This window comes from Rhodopirellula sp. JB055 (assembly GCF_043100905.1).
In the GTDB taxonomy this organism is placed as follows: Bacteria; Planctomycetota; Planctomycetia; order Pirellulales; family Pirellulaceae; genus Rhodopirellula.
The window spans coordinates 1-15,479 of record NZ_JBICHO010000478.1; the positions used below are offsets into that span (position 1 = coordinate 1).

General features: G+C 56.0%; 10 protein-coding genes. 7 read left to right on the top strand and 3 right to left on the bottom strand.

Going from position 1 to position 15,479, the window contains the following annotated elements; genetic code table 11:
• Together ACF8AM_RS18815 and ACF8AM_RS18820 are read left to right on the top strand one after the other, a co-directional pair.
• Positions 1-2,041, top strand: a 2,041-nt coding sequence (locus ACF8AM_RS18815; RefSeq protein ID WP_392557123.1) for an ABC transporter substrate-binding protein, incomplete at its 5' end; no start/stop codon positions are given.
• Positions 2,023-3,906 carry a hypothetical protein gene (locus tag ACF8AM_RS18820; RefSeq protein WP_392557124.1) on the top strand — a complete coding sequence of 628 codons (1,884 nt, stop codon included), beginning with the start codon at positions 2,023-2,025 and terminating at the stop codon, positions 3,904-3,906. The genes ACF8AM_RS18815 and ACF8AM_RS18820, both read left to right, overlap by 19 nt.
• On the opposite strand, the gene ligA is transcribed toward ACF8AM_RS18820, so the two are convergent.
• Positions 3,907-6,027, bottom strand: a complete 2,121-nt coding sequence (gene ligA / locus ACF8AM_RS18825; protein WP_392557125.1) for an NAD-dependent DNA ligase LigA — start codon at positions 6,025-6,027, stop codon at positions 3,907-3,909. It abuts the gene before it with no gap.
• Positions 6,028-6,632: 605 nt separating this feature from the next.
• On the bottom strand, positions 6,633-6,890 hold the full coding sequence (locus ACF8AM_RS18830) for a hypothetical protein (protein ID WP_392557126.1): 258 nt from the start codon (positions 6,888-6,890) through the stop codon (positions 6,633-6,635).
• A 227-nt stretch (positions 6,891-7,117) separates the two neighbouring features.
• Here ACF8AM_RS18830 and ACF8AM_RS18835 point away from each other — a divergent pair, with 227 nt between their 5' ends.
• The 5 genes from ACF8AM_RS18835 to ACF8AM_RS18855 all read left to right on the top strand — a co-directional run bounded on the left by ACF8AM_RS18835 (position 7,118) and on the right by ACF8AM_RS18855 (position 13,358).
• A complete protein-coding gene (locus tag ACF8AM_RS18835; protein ID WP_392557127.1) occupies positions 7,118-7,282 on the top strand; it encodes a hypothetical protein in 165 nt (54 codons plus the stop codon).
• Positions 7,283-7,688: 406 nt separating this feature from the next.
• Positions 7,689-10,568 (top strand): mechanosensitive ion channel domain-containing protein, encoded by a 2,880-nt coding sequence (locus ACF8AM_RS18840; RefSeq protein ID WP_392557128.1) that lies wholly within the window; start codon positions 7,689-7,691, stop codon positions 10,566-10,568.
• Positions 10,569-10,712: 144 nt separating this feature from the next.
• On the top strand, positions 10,713-11,543 hold the full coding sequence (locus tag ACF8AM_RS18845; protein ID WP_392557129.1) for a manganese catalase family protein: 831 nt from the start codon (positions 10,713-10,715) through the stop codon (positions 11,541-11,543).
• Positions 11,544-11,598: 55 nt separating this feature from the next.
• The gene (locus tag ACF8AM_RS18850; protein WP_392557132.1) at positions 11,599-11,985 is read left to right on the top strand and encodes a hypothetical protein; all 387 of its coding nucleotides are present in this window, start codon (positions 11,599-11,601) and stop codon (positions 11,983-11,985) included.
• 203 nt (positions 11,986-12,188) lie between these two features.
• Positions 12,189-13,358: a zinc-dependent alcohol dehydrogenase gene (locus ACF8AM_RS18855; RefSeq protein WP_392557130.1), complete on the top strand. Its 1,170-nt coding sequence runs from the start codon at positions 12,189-12,191 to the stop codon at positions 13,356-13,358.
• Between the two features lie 658 nt (positions 13,359-14,016).
• Here the strand turns inward: ACF8AM_RS18855 and ACF8AM_RS18860 are convergent.
• Entirely contained in the window at positions 14,017-14,892 is an 876-nt protein-coding gene (locus tag ACF8AM_RS18860) for a hypothetical protein (protein ID WP_392557131.1), read from the bottom strand.
• Positions 14,893-15,479: the final 587 nt, after the last annotated feature.

Genomic DNA, 15,479 nt, shown 5'->3' on the forward strand with positions numbered 1-15,479 from the left:
GGCGAAGTGGACGGATATTGAGAGCATCGATTTTTGGGAAAAACGTCTCGAACGAGAAACGGCGGAACGGATCAAAGCCGGTGACTTTGTCGGTGCGTATCCGTTTCTTTCTGTTCTCATTCGCGACGATCCCGCGCGACCCGGATTGAGACAGCTTCGGACGGAGTTCCTGTGGCGAGATGCTGGACGACGCGCCAAGAGTCGTGAGTTCGGTGCCTCGCTGGCAATGCTGGAAGAACTGCGGCGTTACGCGCCTGAGTACAAGACGCAAACGGTGTTGACTGCCATCGGTGCGTTGACCAATCAATTGATGGAGCAACTCGTCAGCGATGGGAAGTTGGAACTGGCCCAGCAATTGCTCGCTCGATTGGAAAAGGAATACCGCGGCCAGAACCTGTCTTCGATTAAGAAATGGAACGCTCAATTCTTGTCGATGGCGGAAGACAAACGCGACCAGGCGTTGGCGGCATTGGAAGCGAAGAACTACCGCGACGCACGCAAGTATTCTCGCGAAAGTATCTTCCTGAAACCGGACATCGAAGGCGGCACGGAACTGGTTCGCAAAGTCGACCAGATCTATCCGTTGGTGAACGTCGGGGTTTTGCAGACCGCGACCGTTTTGGACCCGACGCGTTTGGATAACTGGGCCGCGCGTCGCGCCGGACGGTTGCTGTACCGCGTGTTGTTCGAGATGCAGGGTGCAGGTCCCGAGGGCGGCGAGTACGAGTTCATTTTCGGTGACACCGAACAGAGCCCTGACCGTCAGCGATTCTCGATGTTCCTGGAACCCGAACGATTACCGGAACCTCTCAACAAGGTCGATGGGTTTTACCTTGCTGACGTTTTGGCGGATCGAGTGAAGTCGCAATCACCGGCCTATTTCTCGCCTTGGGCGGCCGCGGTCCAAGCCATCGGGCTGGACGGTCCGAAACGGATCGACTGCATTTTGCGTCGTCCCAATGTGCTTCCTTCGGCGTTGATACAGGTCACCGTTGATGGATCCTGGTTCGGCGGTGAGCCTGGTTCACCGACCGGTGACTATCGTCGCGATGTCGTTGAAGGCGACGTGGTGCGTTATGTTCTCAAAGGAGAGCCCCGCACCGAATTGCAGCCACGTGAAATCGTTGAAATTCGAACGGAATCCGCAGCCGACGGCGTGAGCAAGTTGTTGCAAGGCGAAGTCGACGTGTTGGACCAATTGTTTCCCGCTGATGCGGTGCGGTTGGCCGGCAACCGCAAGGTGCGTGTGGTCAACTATCCACTTCCCAGCGTGCACATGCTGGTCCCGTGCAGCGACCATGAGTACCTCGCCGACAAAACATTCCGACGTGCGTTGGTGTACGGGACCAATCGCGAAGACATCCTCAACGGCGAGTTGCTGGAAAGCTTGGAGGTGCCCGGTTGCCGCGTGCTGTCCGGTCCATTCCCAGCGGGACTCGAGGACAATGATCCGCTCGGGTATGCCTATGACCAATCCATTGCACCTCGCAATTACGAGCCTCGTTTGGCGAAGCTGCTGATGACGATGACGGCCAAGCAAATGGAATCCGAGGCATCTCGCAAGAAGGAAAAGCCACCTGAGCTAAAACCGATTCGTCTGGCGTTCCCGCCGGAGAATCTGTCGCGGATCGCTTGTGAGGCCATTCGCAGCCAATGGCAATTGTTGGGGTTGGAAATCGAATTGGTTGAGTTGCCCGTCGGTCGGGCCTTCCCGGATCCTGGGACGGCTGACATCGCGTATGTTTCCGCAGCCGTTTGGGAACCAATCATCGACGCGCGTCGCGTGCTCGGCCCCGAAGGGATGGCGGGCAGCACGGACCAATTGGTCGGACTTGGTTTGCGGCGATTGGAAGAGTCAAAGAATTGGCGGGACGCTCGGGATCGATTGTTGGATTTGCACGCGATCGCTCACCATGAATTGCCAGTGTTGCCGTTGTGGCAATTGGTCGATTCGTACGCTTACAGCCGAGAACTGCTCGGTGTGGGATCCGACATCGTGTCGCTGTATCAGAACGCTGAAAAATGGCGGTTGAGTCAATGAGTATCGCAACACTTCTTTTTGATGTCCGTTGGCTGTCACGATGTTTGACTGGTCTGATCGCGATGTGCGTGACGTTGAGCACGTTGACACTTGTGCCAGCCCAAGACACCAGTGCCGACGCTGCTGTGGATGCGAATGCAGAAGCCGATCCGGAGGCAGAGGTTACGCCGGATGAGCCACCTCCTTTCGACTTTGCTCCCTACAAAACTTTGATCTGGGTCGCATCGGATTCACCGCGAGTTTCTGCCGACACGTTGCGAGATGAGTTGCAGAAGGTGCTCGATCGCGATTTTCATGCGGTGTGGCGAACAACGATCGCTGATGCCCCTACGTCTGTTGCTTCGATGGCTATGCGAGTTCTATCGGAAGTCGACTTTGACACTTTGGCCGCCACCGACCCGGTGATCGCGGTCAAAAGAACGCACAACGATGCGGTCCGAATCCGTTTCGCTGGCGATGTGGGACGCTATGCCTCCAGCATCTTGGCCACGCCGGGACGCATGCAAGAGGTGCGTTCAAGATTGATTGGCGATGCGGGGACGCCCAAGAACGCGTGGCTTCAAATCCTGCATCCGGTGGAGGGCGATGCGGTCTCACTGAAGAACGCGTGGGCGAAAGAAGACACCGAGGCCATCTTGGTGTCGCGCGGGATGGCGGAAACGCTGACTGAACCGGAGGCGAAAATCATCGTTCCGCCAATCACCGGTCAAGTCATCGATGCCGCCGAAGCGTACGACAAGATTTTCATCGTTCGCGTTCGAACGGCGACCACGCCGATGAGTGTGGAAAGCGTCGAGTTCGATACGTTGATGCGGTATTTCGGTGACACATCAAAAGCCAGCGTCTCCAGTTTCAACCTCTTGCCGGAGGTGGTCGGCGCAACCCTGCGAGACGTCTTCGCTCCCGTCGCTCGAATTGACGATGCTGGCAAGAACAACGCGGTGGGATTGGTGCGAGCCTCCGGATTGGTGACCGACGAGAATTCACCGGCGTTGGTCAACGTGGGGGACGTTTTGGTGCCAATGGTTCGCAAGGACGATCGCAACGGCAATCCGATTTCGATTGGACCGCTCGACTGGGCGTACTTGCTGGCGAAAGAGTTGGACGGAAGACGGGTCAAAATGGATTTTCATGCCGGTCGTGCGGGCGGTTTGCAAGGTCGAAAGAATGCCAGAACGCACCGGATGGGATTGCGAATTCGGCCGCGAAATGATCAGACCTTGCTGCGTTTGCATGCCAAGGGAGATCCCAATCAGCCGCTGATTGGATACGAGATCTATGAGAAGGAACTCGAAGGCAAAAGCATGACCTTCATCGGCCGCACCGATTGGAATGGGCGTTTGGATGTCGAGCCTGCCAAGGACCAGCCTTTAAGATTGCTGTATGTCAAAAACGGGGGTGCGGTTTTGGCTCGTTTGCCCATGGTTCCAGGACACCAATCCAAAGCCGTCGCCGATCTCGCGGGTGACGACATGCGATTGCAGGCGGAGTCCTACATTCGAGGCGTTCAGAACTCGATCATCGACTTGCTGGCGATTCGCGAATTGTTCAAGGCTCGAATCATGATGCGGTTGGAACGCGGTGATTTAGAATCAGCCGAAGAGTTGTTGGAAGTGTTGCGGAATCAACCGACCAATGAACGTCTCGCCAATGACATGGGCAAGAGACAGGCTGATTTCATCAAAGCGATTGGCAAAAACGCCAACCAGCAACGTAAAGTCGATGAGATGTTCAGCGTGACGCGTGAAATGTTGACCAAGCACATCAACCCAAAGTTGGTGCGTGATCTGGAAGAAGCCGTGATCCGTACCAAAGAAAACGGTGGCAAGTTGCCACCGAAGGAGGATGATACCGAGGGCGCGTGATCAGTTCGCCTCGGTTTCGTACCGCGAACGGAACTCGTCTTCGCTGAGGACTTCGACGCCCAGCGACTCGGCCTTGGTCAGTTTGCTTCCCGCTTTTTCGCCGGCGATCACGAAGTCGGTTTTCTTGCTCACGCTGCTCGCCGCTCGGCCACCGAGTTCTTCGATGCGAGCTTTGATTTCGTCGCGGGTGTAATGCTTCAGCGTTCCCGTGGCGACGATGTTTTTGCCCGCCAGCGGCAGGGACTCTTCGTCGTCGGGGGATTCAACAGGTTCGGGGCCGGACATCGTGACGCCCACGGTTTCCAAGTCCGCCAACGTTTGTGAACCCGATTCGCTGTGGATGAATTTGACAAGGCTTTCGGCAATCCGGTCTCCGATTTCATGAATCGCGGCCAAGTCCTCCGCCTTCGCTGAACGAAGCAGATCGAGGTTCCAGTACTTTGCCGTGATCAGTTTGGCGACTCGTGGTCCGATGTGCCGGATGCTGATCGATGACAGCACGCGAGCCAATCCGCGGGTGCGGCTTTCGTTGATTCCCGCGACCAGGTTCTCGGCGTTCTTGCGACCGAATTGCACTTCGATCATCTCGTCGCCTTTGCCTTTTCTTAGCCGTGGCCAAGTCAGTTCCGCCAATTCATCGACCGTCAATCGATACAGGTCGGCGTAGTTCTCGACCAGTTCTTTTTGCAGCAGCAGATCGACCACCTCTTCGCCCAATCCGTCGATGTCCATTCCCGCGCGACTGCCAAAGTAGACCAGACGCTGGCGGAGTTGGGCGGGGCATGCCGGGTTGGTGCAGCGGATGTAAACGCCGCCCTCGTCACGCGTCAGTGGCTCATCGCAACGTGGGCAGTGAGTAGGGAATTCAAATTTGGGAAGTGGTTTGGTGCGAGCATGTTTTTCAACACGCACGACCTTCGGGATGATCTTGCCCGCTTTTTCGACGACCACGGTGTCTCCGACGCGAACGTCCAATCGCTCGATCTCGTCGGCGTTGTGCAGGGAGGCTCGGGAAACGGTCGTGTCGGCAATGTCGACCGGCGTCAGGTACGCGACTGGCGTGATTGTGCCCGTCTTGCCGACTTGCACATCGATCGCTTCGAGTGTGGTGATGGCTTCGTAGCGTTCGAACTTGTAAGCGATCACCCAACGCGGACTCTTGCTGCGCACACCCAGTTTTTCGCGTTGCTCGAACGAGTCGACTTTGAACACGATGCCATCGATCTCAAATGGCAGGTCTGGCATCTCCAATTCGAGTTTCGCAATCGCTTGGAGGGCGTCCTCTTTGTTCTTGAAGCGAACGACATCGGGTGCGATGGGAATGCCGAGTGCCTCGACATGCTTGAGGAACGTCATGTGATCCTTTGCTCGGACGCCGACCAATTCACCGCTGCCGTGACAGAAGAATCGGATGTTGCGGGAGGCGGCGATCTTGGGATCGAGCAAGCGGATGGTTCCCGCCGTTACATTGCGTGTGTTCTTGAATGGTTCGTGACCGGCCTGAGTTTGACGAACGTTGAGATCAGCGAGGTCGGCGTCGGTCATGTAGAGTTCGCCGCGAACTTCGAGAACCTCGGGAACGTCACCACCAGCGATTTCAGGATGGGCGCGAGCGGCATCGGCGATGGACCGAGGCAATTCGCGAATCGTGCGAACGTTGTGAGTGATGTCGTCGCCGACTTGCCCGTTGCCTCGTGTGAGAGCCAGGGCTAGTTCTCCGTTTTCGTATCGAATGGAACCCGCGACGCCGTCAATTTTGTATTCCATCGTCCAGGCAACGGGTTCGCCTTCGAGCGACTTTTCAATTCGTTCCATCGCCGCCGCCAATTCTTCGCGGCTGTACGTGTTGTCGATGGACAACATGGGAACGCGGTGCGGGACCTGAACCAATTGGTCCACCACGTTGCCGCCGACCAATTGAGTCGGCGAATTGGGCTGGCGAAGCTCTGGGTGTTCGTTCTCAAGCTGGGTCAGTTCGGCCAGCAATTGATCGTATTGCAGGTCGGTGATCTCAGGAGCCGCCTCGTCGTAGTACAGACGATTGTGGTGGTTGATTTCGTCGACGAGTTGTTGCACGCGGCTGGCAATGGAATCGGAGGCCACGACACGATCCTGGGGCATGAGAGAGTCACCAAAGTTCTCGGCGAACCGAGAGGGACATCCATTGTCCGTTTGCGACCCGCCGATTCTAGGCCCCTTGATGGAAGAGGTTGTGCGGCGCCGTCCAGGCGTACGCGAGGGTTTTGATGTTGGTAACCGGGGGCGCTGCGAGGGACGTTCGAAAGATCAATGATGGCTGGCGTCTGGGTTTCGCCCCGGATGGGGCCGTCGTGGTAGTTGGGGCGTCCCTCGCTCACGCGTTTTGAAGTTGCGCTTTTGCGTGAGGCATTGTTTTTTTCATAACCCGAAGCGTCAGCGAGGCTGAAGTCAACCTCGTTTTTCCCTCGCTGACGCTTCGGGTTATGAGAAAGCTGACGCGTCGGGTTTTGAGAAAAACGCAACTTCAAAACTGACGCGTTGGGTTGTGATTTGTGGTTGTGGCCGACTCAGGCGGGCAGGTCCGTCGGTGGCGCGATCGCTTACCGGCGGCTACTCTCTGTCATCCCTACCGGGATGAAAAACTGCACACAAAAAAACGGAGCCAACTTCCGGCGATTCGAAGTCGCCGGCCAGTTTGGCTCCGTGATGGATCGTGAATCAATTGGACTCAAGTGGAGTCCATTTGATCACTCAGCAGTGCCGGCTGCCGCGTCGATGCCTTCTTTGGCTTTCTCGCCACCTTGGTCGATGGCACCGTCGACGGTTCCTTTGGCGGCTTCTGGGACCATGTCTGCGCTCGCGTCTTTGGCAGCGCCAGCGGCGGAATCGACGCCCGCTTTGGCTTGATCAGCGATTCCAGCGGCGGTGTCCGAGCCCTTTTCGCATCCAGCCAGAACAGCGATCAACGAAAGAGCGAGCAACGATTGGGTGAGTTTTGTGAACATCGAAATCATCCTGAGAGTGTGGGGTGGGCGAATCCCGACAACTTTGGTGATCCGCCCTTCAAATCCAACCCTATCGGAATCGTATCTGAACACAAGTGGACCACTGCCTGGCCATGAGCACTGGTGGTTCATTTGCTGATCCGTTTGGCGTCGATCTTGGTTTTTTGTTTCATTGGCGTGAAACACGATCGATGTGGCGATGAAACCCAAATTTCCGTATTGATTCGATGTCCGTTCTCCGCCGGCGGCCAATTCTTCCCGGCGGTCTCGCCGCCATTCTGTATGCATGCTGTGGTCCCGATGAGCCACCCATTGAGATCGATGTCTTTTCACTCTGTGTCGCAATCGCGATTCGAGCCGCGTCACGCAGTGCCGCAGGCGGTGAGTGCTGATCATTCACAGCGTGACAGCAGCGCGATGCTGTTGTGGTTGGGAGTCTGTCTCCTGGTTTGGCTCAGCACGAGTACGGGGTCGGCGCAAGAGATTGTTTGGACGACGCCTCAACCGCCACCATTCACCACTTCGACGGTCACGACCTATCCCGTTGAAACGTCCTACCCTGTTGAATCTTCCGTGCCGGTCACATCGCGGAGTTCAACTTGGTCGACTCAATCGCAACCCGTTGAAAGCTGGTCCAGTCACAACGAAACCTCGTCGCGAGGTCGATTGACGCCGCCATCCTTCACTTCAAGCACGCCGTCTCGGCCCCCATCCGAGTCTCGCGCACGACCAGCTTTTTCCGGCGAGTCGAAATTCACGAGCTCGGCGTCCACCAACTCGACGCAGATTCAGTCGTCTTTGAATCCTCGCTCGGTCCAACGCCCTTATCCAGGGGCAAATTCGTCATTGCAGTTGGCGACGAAGGACGGATCGAGCAATCGTTCGGATTGGGAGACACAGAATTCAACCGAAGCGACGACCGCGAGTTATCCGTTGTTGCCTCGTCAGCGAACCGAGGCCGATGACTGGCGGCAATCGCCCTACGCCGACATTCATGTGCGTGCGGCCCGGCAGACGGAAAGCCGGTTTCGCTCGCTCGCCCAAACATCCGATCCAATCGCGGCGGATATCGCTGAGAAGAACGCGGAATTGGTTCAGCAGTGGATTGCTCTGGCGACGGAATACAACCAACTTGCCAGCCAAGTCCACGCTGCTAAATCGCAACTCGACGCCACCCGGACTGACTACGAAGATGTCAATCAAAAGCTGACGCAACATGGTCTGACGCCAACCATTGGTTTGCTGCTCCGGCACAAGAAAGATCAGCTTGACCAATGGAAAATCGAAAACAGCCAAACCGCTTTAGCGAGCGAAGCCCTGGGAAAGTCACGCCAGCAGCAATTGGAATTGGATCTGATCCGGTTGGATGGATCGGAACCTCAGCAGCAGGCCACCGAAGTTCTCACGGCGGCCGGTTACGACGCAAATCGCTATGGCGATCCGTTGCGATTGCAAGTCGAAGAATTGCTGCGACAACGCAGTGCTTGGATTCGTTCGTTGCAGGTTGGGTATCAGGATCAACAACAAAAGATCAGCGAATTGGATTCGATTGCCACCGATTCTCAGGCGTTGGCAAACGACTATCGAGTCTTGATCGATCGGCACGTGATGTGGATTCGCAGCGATGAGCCACTTGGACTGCGCGACGCTCGGAATTTGAAGGGTGGGATGGCAGCCCTGTTCGACTCCAATCGCAGCGGCGATTTTGGTCCGACTTTCGAACGAAAGATCTCGACCAACCCGGTCGGCGCGATCGGCCTGTTGGTCGGAATCGTGTTGATTCTGGTGCTTCGCTGGCTCGCCAAGGCCACGCTGATCACGATCGGCAATCGCAAACGAATGCGAAAGGCCTCGCCGCAAAAGCGAAAGTTGTTTGCGGGGGTGCTGACGGTCTTGGTTGCCTTGGGGATTCCCGCGGTTCTGTTTTGGATTGGACGTTGGCTAGGAACCGGCGTGGTTTCAGAAGCAACCCTGCACGCATCCAGTGCGTTCTGCGCGGCCAGTTTGGTGGCTTGGTTGATCGAGGTCCCGCGGCAATGGTTGCGAGCGGATGGGTACTTGGATCAACACGTCGACATCGAAATGCCACGTCAGCCACGCGCGATGAAGTACTTGACCATCATCGGCATGGGCTTGGTCATCGCGGCCTACACGATCACGTTGATGAGCGAAGTGGATCATGGGATGTGGCGAGGTTCCGTGGCTCGAGTGGGATTCATCCTGACCATGTTGTTGGTGGGGTGGACGATGCATTTGACATTGCGTCCGGTCGGCGGATTCTTCGAACCGTTGATTGAAAAGTTCTGTGGCAGTGTGATCCACCGCGGTCGTTTTTTAATGTATTTGGCCGGCATTGGATTGCCGCTGTTTTTGATCGCTTTGTCTGCACTCGGGTACAGCGTCACAACGCACGAGATCATTCAGCGGATTATCATCACGGCGGTGACCATGATGTCGGCCGCGATCCTTTGGGCGGGAGTGAAGTACGTGTCCGCGGAAGCGTGGGACTTGTTGACCGGCACGCGTTCGCCCAAGCAAGAGCGAGATGAGTACAACGAGCCTGAGGCCGGTCGTGTTGCTGGTGCTCTGGGCGAGCATTTTTTGGAACTCAAGCATCACCTCGCCTTCCTGTGTCAGTGTGCGATGGTGCTGGGTGCGGTGGTGTGTTTCGGTTGGCTTTGGATCGATGTCTTTCCAAACGTTCGAATGGGCAACCCGGTGTTGTGGACGGTGGAAGACACGGTCGAGCAAGCCAGCGTCAACGCGATGGGCCAAACCGTCATGCAATCGGTGGTGGAGACGACTCCAGTCACCGCGGTGCATTTGTTGCTTGCTGCGGGCACACTGTTCGTTGCCTTTCAATTGGCCAAGCTGTTGCCCGCCCTGTTCGATGCGCTTGTGTTGCAACGGGTCTCGTTTGACGAAGGCATGGAACACTTCACTTTGGTGCTGGGGCGGTTCCTGCTGTTTAGCGTTGGGTGTTTCATCGCTTGTAAATGGATCGGAGTCCGCTGGCACACGATCCAGTGGTTGGCGGTTGGATTGATGATCGGCTTGGGATTCGGTTTGCAAGACATGGTCCGAAACCTGTTTGGCGGGTTCATCGTGTTGTTTGAAAAGCCTGCAAGATTGGGTGACTTGATTACAGTCGGGAACTTCACCGGACGCGTGGCCGCGCAGCGTCTGAGAACGACCGTGTTGTCGGACGATGACGGACGCGAGGTGATCATCCCGAACAAGAACTTTGTCAGCGACGATGTGGTCAACTGGATGGGTGCGGGGCGTCTGAGTGTTATCCCGATGGAAGTTGCTGTCACGCGAGACGAGCGACCTGCGGATTTGTGCCGGACGTTGCAGGAATTGATGATCGAGCAACCGGAAGTGCTGCTGACTCCGGCTCCTCAAGCCACATTGGTGTGCGTTGGCCAACGATCCCAACGAATTGAAGTTCGAGCTTGGATCGAACAGGGCCAGAACGCGGAACGCTATCGAGACCAGTTGTTGAAATTGGTTCGACGCCATTTGCTCGAAGCGAATTTGCTGGCGCAAAACCAACCATCTCAACCGGAGATGCGAGATGTGTTGACCAAAAAAGACGACTCGGAAGACTTCTTCGACGACGACTTTGGCCAGCCTCGAATCTCCGACGCGATCCGCAAACGCAAGCGTCGGGCGTAACAAGTGACAGGAGCCTGGCGGGATTGGCTCAGTCCGAAACATCCATGATGTGATCGGTAGCGAAGTGAGGTGGCGCATGACTTGCTTAGTCGATGCGCTAATTGAAGAAACTCTTCTTCCCACTTCAAAATCGAAAGGTCATCGATGTTCTATCATAATGGTGGCAAGCTTCAGTATCCGGTTCGCGTTGAAAAACCAAGCCCGATCTTTGCCAAGGCACTTCAGCAAGCAATCGGCGGTATCCAAGGCGAAGTTCGTGTTTGCTTGCAATATCTGTTTCAGGCTTGGGGCGCACGTGGTCCGGCAAAGTATCGAGACATGTTGCTCGAAACGGGGACGGAAGAGATGGCCCACATTGAAATGCTGGCAACCGCCGTTGCCTTGAACCTGGAAGACGCACCGCTGGAACAAGAGGAAGCGGCGAAGGACCCGGTGGTGATGGCGGCAATGGGCGGCATGAACATCCAACATGCGATCGGTACCTGCATGGCCGCGATGCCGGTCGACAGCGAAGGTGTGCCGTTCAATTGCAGTCACGTGTATGCCAGCGGAAACGTTGCCGCGGACATGCTGGCCAACGCGACGGCGGAATCCACGGGACGCATGCTCGCGGTCCAGTTATGGAAAATGACGGACGATCCCGGCATGAAAGACATGTTGAGCTACATGATCGCTCGCGACACCATGCACCAAAATCAATGGCTCGCGGCTTGGGAAGAACTCGGCGGTCCAGAGAACCATCCCATTCCGAACTCGTTCCCACAGGAGAACGAAAACAGTGACTACGCCTACGCGTTCCAGTCCTTTGGCATCGGTGATGACTTCGAAACACCACGCGGTGAATGGACCAAGGGCAAATCGTTTGACGGAAAAGGCTCCAACTCGGTGGTCAGAATGCGACCACTGGGTGACAAGCCACAGTTGGGAGCGGCTTCGCCAAAGACTGCGGCTCAGAAAGGTCAAATGAAGAAATGAGCGAGAGCTCCTACCCTTGGTCGATTGATTCGAAGGAGACATCATGAAAAGTAGTATGAAACGGCGTGAAGCGGTTGGCACATTGCTCACCGGAGGCGTCGGCGGTTTGGCGGGCATCCTTGCAAACCGCCCGGTGCAAGCTTCTGCCGGAAGTGCTTCGGTATCCGATGTGTTCTGTTCGGAATTGACGCTATCACCGCAGGAAACGTCGGACGCCGAAACGAAGAATCAGTTGCGTGAATTCGTGCCCACTCGCGTTCGTTCTGGACATGTGTTCTGCACGCTGACCTCGCAGGATGCAAAGAACCCGGCGATCACATCGGTGTACGCGGCACCAGTCGTGCGTGATGGCCAGCCCGGCGCCGAGATCACGATTCACTTTTTGGGACAACCTCAAAGTGACGTGAACCTCAGCCTCTTGCATGTGGGCGTGTCCGCTTGATTCGAGCACGCCATCACATTGTCAATTCGCCCGCCCGCCACGATTGGACTCAGTCGTGGCGGGCCTTTTTGAATCGTTTCGCGATGCGGCAATGTCGATGTGGGCTGATTCGAATCGTCGGCGCGGGAGTTGCTAAGTCAGTCAAGCGTCTGGCCGACTCACAACATGTTTTTGGGCACTCACATTGAATAGGAACTGAATCGATGAAAGCGGTTTGCTGGCACGGTCGAAATGACATTCGCGTGGACAACGTCGACGACCCAAAGATCTTGGATCCTCGCGACGCGATCATTCGCGTCACGGCCTCGGGAATCTGTGGGTCGGATTTGCATCTGATGGCCGGCGCCGCTCCCGCGATGGAAGCCGGCGATATCATCGGGCATGAACCGATGGGCGAAGTCGTCGAGGTCGGAAATGCCGTGAGCAACTTAAGCGTCGGAGACCGAGTGGTGGTTCCGTTCACGATTTCTTGCGGTGAATGTTTCTTTTGTCAAAGCACATTGTATTCGTTGTGCGATGAGTCCAATCGCAATGCGGAACAGGCCGAGAAGATCATGGGGCATTCACCCGCTGGTTTGTTTGGCTACACACACATGCTCGGTGGGTACGCGGGAGGGCAAGCGGAGTACTTGCGAGTTCCTTACGCGGACGTCGGGCCGATCCAAGTGCCCGATGGGCTGCCGGATGAACAGGTCGTATTCTTATCGGATATTTTTCCGACTGGTTACATGGCTGCCGAGAACTGCGAAATCACACCCAGCGACACGGTCGCGGTTTGGGGCTGTGGTCCCGTTGGGCAATTCGCCATCCAAAGCGCTTGGATGCTGGGTGCCAAACGAGTCATCGCGATCGACAATGTGCCCGAACGATTGGAAATGGCTCGGTCGGTGTCCAAGGCGGAAGTCATCGACTACGAAAAATCGGATGTGTACGAGACTTTGCAGGAGTGGACGAAGGGGCGCGGACCGGATTGCTGCATCGATGCGGTCGGGGCGGAGAATCACGCCGCGGGCAACTTGCAGTCCGCATTGGATGATGCGAAGACAGCGCTACATCTTGGATCAGATCGGCCGCACGTGCTGAACGAGATCTTCCAGTGCTGCCGCAAAGGCGGCCGAGTGTCCGTGCCTGGTGTTTACTTCAGCAGCGTGAACTTGCAGTGGGGAACCGCGATGAACAAAGCATTGCAGATTCGTTTGGGCCAGACTCACATGCAGCGTTACCTCACACCGTTGATGGAAAAGATCACCGATGGCAAGATCGATCCATCGTTCGTGATCACTCACGTCGAACCCTTGGACAACGCCCCGGAAGCGTACAAGAAGTTCCGAGACAAAGAAGACGGCTGCATCAAGGTCGTCTTGAAGCCATAACGATGGGCGGGGACTTTGTTCGAAGTGCATTCATGGAAGTTTGAGCGAGCAATGATCGTACTTCGCGTGCCCCACGATGGACTCAGGTATGATGCCGACGGGCGATCAAGCTCGATGGCTCAATTCCAAGTCCAATTCGCTGAGTTCCAGATGCGTCACTAGATCGTTGTCTTCCTTCTGTTGCTGCCCCTCTGCACCGTCCCGGCGTGTTCGTCCGAGGCACAAGTGGAGTCTTTTTCGAAGGCGAAGGACCCGGAAACGCTCGTCGATGCGCGGCGGGGCTTCAACACAAAGATCGTGCGGCAGGAGGAAGGATCCGTTCTTCCTTATGTGCCGATCGAGAGTGCCTTTGATTTGGTGCGTTACAAGTCTGCCGTTGGGCCGCTGGCTGCGTACGTCACGAAGGATCCGGGGGACGGAAAACGTCATCCGGCAATTATCTGGATCACAGGTGGTGACTGCAATTCAATTGGTGATGTCTGGACGCGGCAACCACGAAACAACGACCAATCGGTAGGCGGTCATCGCCCCGCTCGTGGAGATCATCGCCGACGAAATTGTCGCGGGGCAAATCAAGCTCAACCGACAATCACTCCTGAATTTGCGATGAGGTTGATGTCATCGCGAGAACTAGGCTTCGTTGGACTGACAATCTGAATCATTGTTTCTCTGGCTGGAGACCATGCTTCTTAGCGAATTGCAGTAGGCCCGGTGTCAGTGAAGCGGTTGTTCCTGAGAGGATGTCAACCCAGTCCTCGATCGGATCCATCGCGTCTTCGAGTTCACTTCGAGTTTCGTAGTCACCTCGCTTGGTTCGGTTGACGATGCTGTCGTAGTAGCGTTTCAATTTCCTTGCCAACTGATTGGCCTCTTTGATCTCCGGGGCAGTCGCTGCTTCCACCAAGTGTTCGTGGATGAGTTTGATGGGCAGTCGATACTCCAATTCGTAATCGGCATTTTTACGATTCGAATGTTCGTCGTCTGACTGGTGGACTTGCAGTAGTTCCACTGGTTTGTTCGTTTCTTGCCAAAAAGGGTTTCCGCGAAGGATATTTGTCAGTTCTCCGAATGGGCGAAACAGATACCAACGATCCGAACGTTGGATCGCTAGGAAAGATCGCACGTTGTGAATGTGCTTTTCCGCATGGTAGCTCTTCTCGGTTGTCAGTACCGTGAACACAACGCATTTGTCATCAACCAGTCGCTTTTCCAGCTGTTTAATGCTTCGGATGCGAACAAGATCTCGGAGTGTGAATTGGAATAGCTGTCCGCCGGGGAAGTTTTTGTCCTTTCCGAACGCCCCCGTTTCTAAGAAGTAAGAATCAATGGCGTATCGCTCGATGGCAATGCTTGGGAGCAACAAGGGACGAATGGCAGGGTCGACCAACAGCATTGCTGCCTGATCGTCCCCGGCGTTGGAGGCGGCCACCATCGCGTTCAAGGCTGCCTCCGCGGATTCCGCCCCGTCCAGCAATTCGACCACGTCCGCAGGAGCAGAAGGTTCATCGGCCAGTGACTTGAAGGAGCCACACATCAGAACCATGAGTGCAAACACGAACAGTCTGCAGGAAAAGAAATGTGATCGCATGATCGGTGTGCCCCTCACTGGAAAGAAGGTGCGCTAAGTCGCCTGGGGCGGTCGCACCATGGTCATCACGACATCGAATGGTTGGCACCGCGCCGATTGCGGAGCCATGTCAGATCGTCTGTGCGAAGTGGAAACGTGAGGCCGAGAGGTTTTCCATCAAGTACACCCGGCGGGGTTCGAACCCACAACCTTCGGCTTCGGAGACAGTTTCGGCTCGGTGCGAAAACCAAACGTTTTCCCGTGTCAAACGCACGTTATCACCCCCGTTTGACTGACGCAAGGCGTTGCATTGAATTGCATCGTATTGCAGGGCCTGGCGGTATTTATCATTTTCCGCGACACGCAAAACGGTAGACAAGCCGGCTCATTTCGGTTCAGTAGCAGAGGCGGTGAGCTCTGCCGCCCTCGCTGTCGCCAGCGTGTTCGACTGAATGTCAATGATAACTTGAATAACTTGGCCAGTCGCGGCCATCATCCATGCACCGAAGGCCATGGCGGCTGACGTTGCGAGGCACATCGCAAACGGTACTGCT

What these genes read in the sequence shown, in the direction of transcription:
- ACF8AM_RS18845 (WP_392557129.1), top strand. Translation starts at nt 10,713, where the DNA reads ATGTTCTATCATAATGGTGGCAAGCTTCAGTATCCGGTTCGCGTTGAA.
- ACF8AM_RS18835 (WP_392557127.1), top strand. Translation starts at nt 7,118, where the DNA reads ATGTCCGTTCTCCGCCGGCGGCCAATTCTTCCCGGCGGTCTCGCCGCC.
- ACF8AM_RS18820 (WP_392557124.1), top strand. Translation starts at nt 2,023, where the DNA reads ATGGCGGTTGAGTCAATGAGTATCGCAACACTTCTTTTTGATGTCCGT.
- ACF8AM_RS18850 (WP_392557132.1), top strand. Translation starts at nt 11,599, where the DNA reads ATGAAACGGCGTGAAGCGGTTGGCACATTGCTCACCGGAGGCGTCGGC.
- ACF8AM_RS18860 (WP_392557131.1), bottom strand. Translation starts at nt 14,892, where the DNA reads ATGTGTGGCTCCTTCAAGTCACTGGCCGATGAACCTTCTGCTCCTGCG.
- ACF8AM_RS18830 (WP_392557126.1), bottom strand. Translation starts at nt 6,890, where the DNA reads ATGTTCACAAAACTCACCCAATCGTTGCTCGCTCTTTCGTTGATCGCT.
- ACF8AM_RS18855 (WP_392557130.1), top strand. Translation starts at nt 12,189, where the DNA reads ATGAAAGCGGTTTGCTGGCACGGTCGAAATGACATTCGCGTGGACAAC.
- ligA (WP_392557125.1), bottom strand. Translation starts at nt 6,027, where the DNA reads ATGCCCCAGGATCGTGTCGTGGCCTCCGATTCCATTGCCAGCCGCGTG.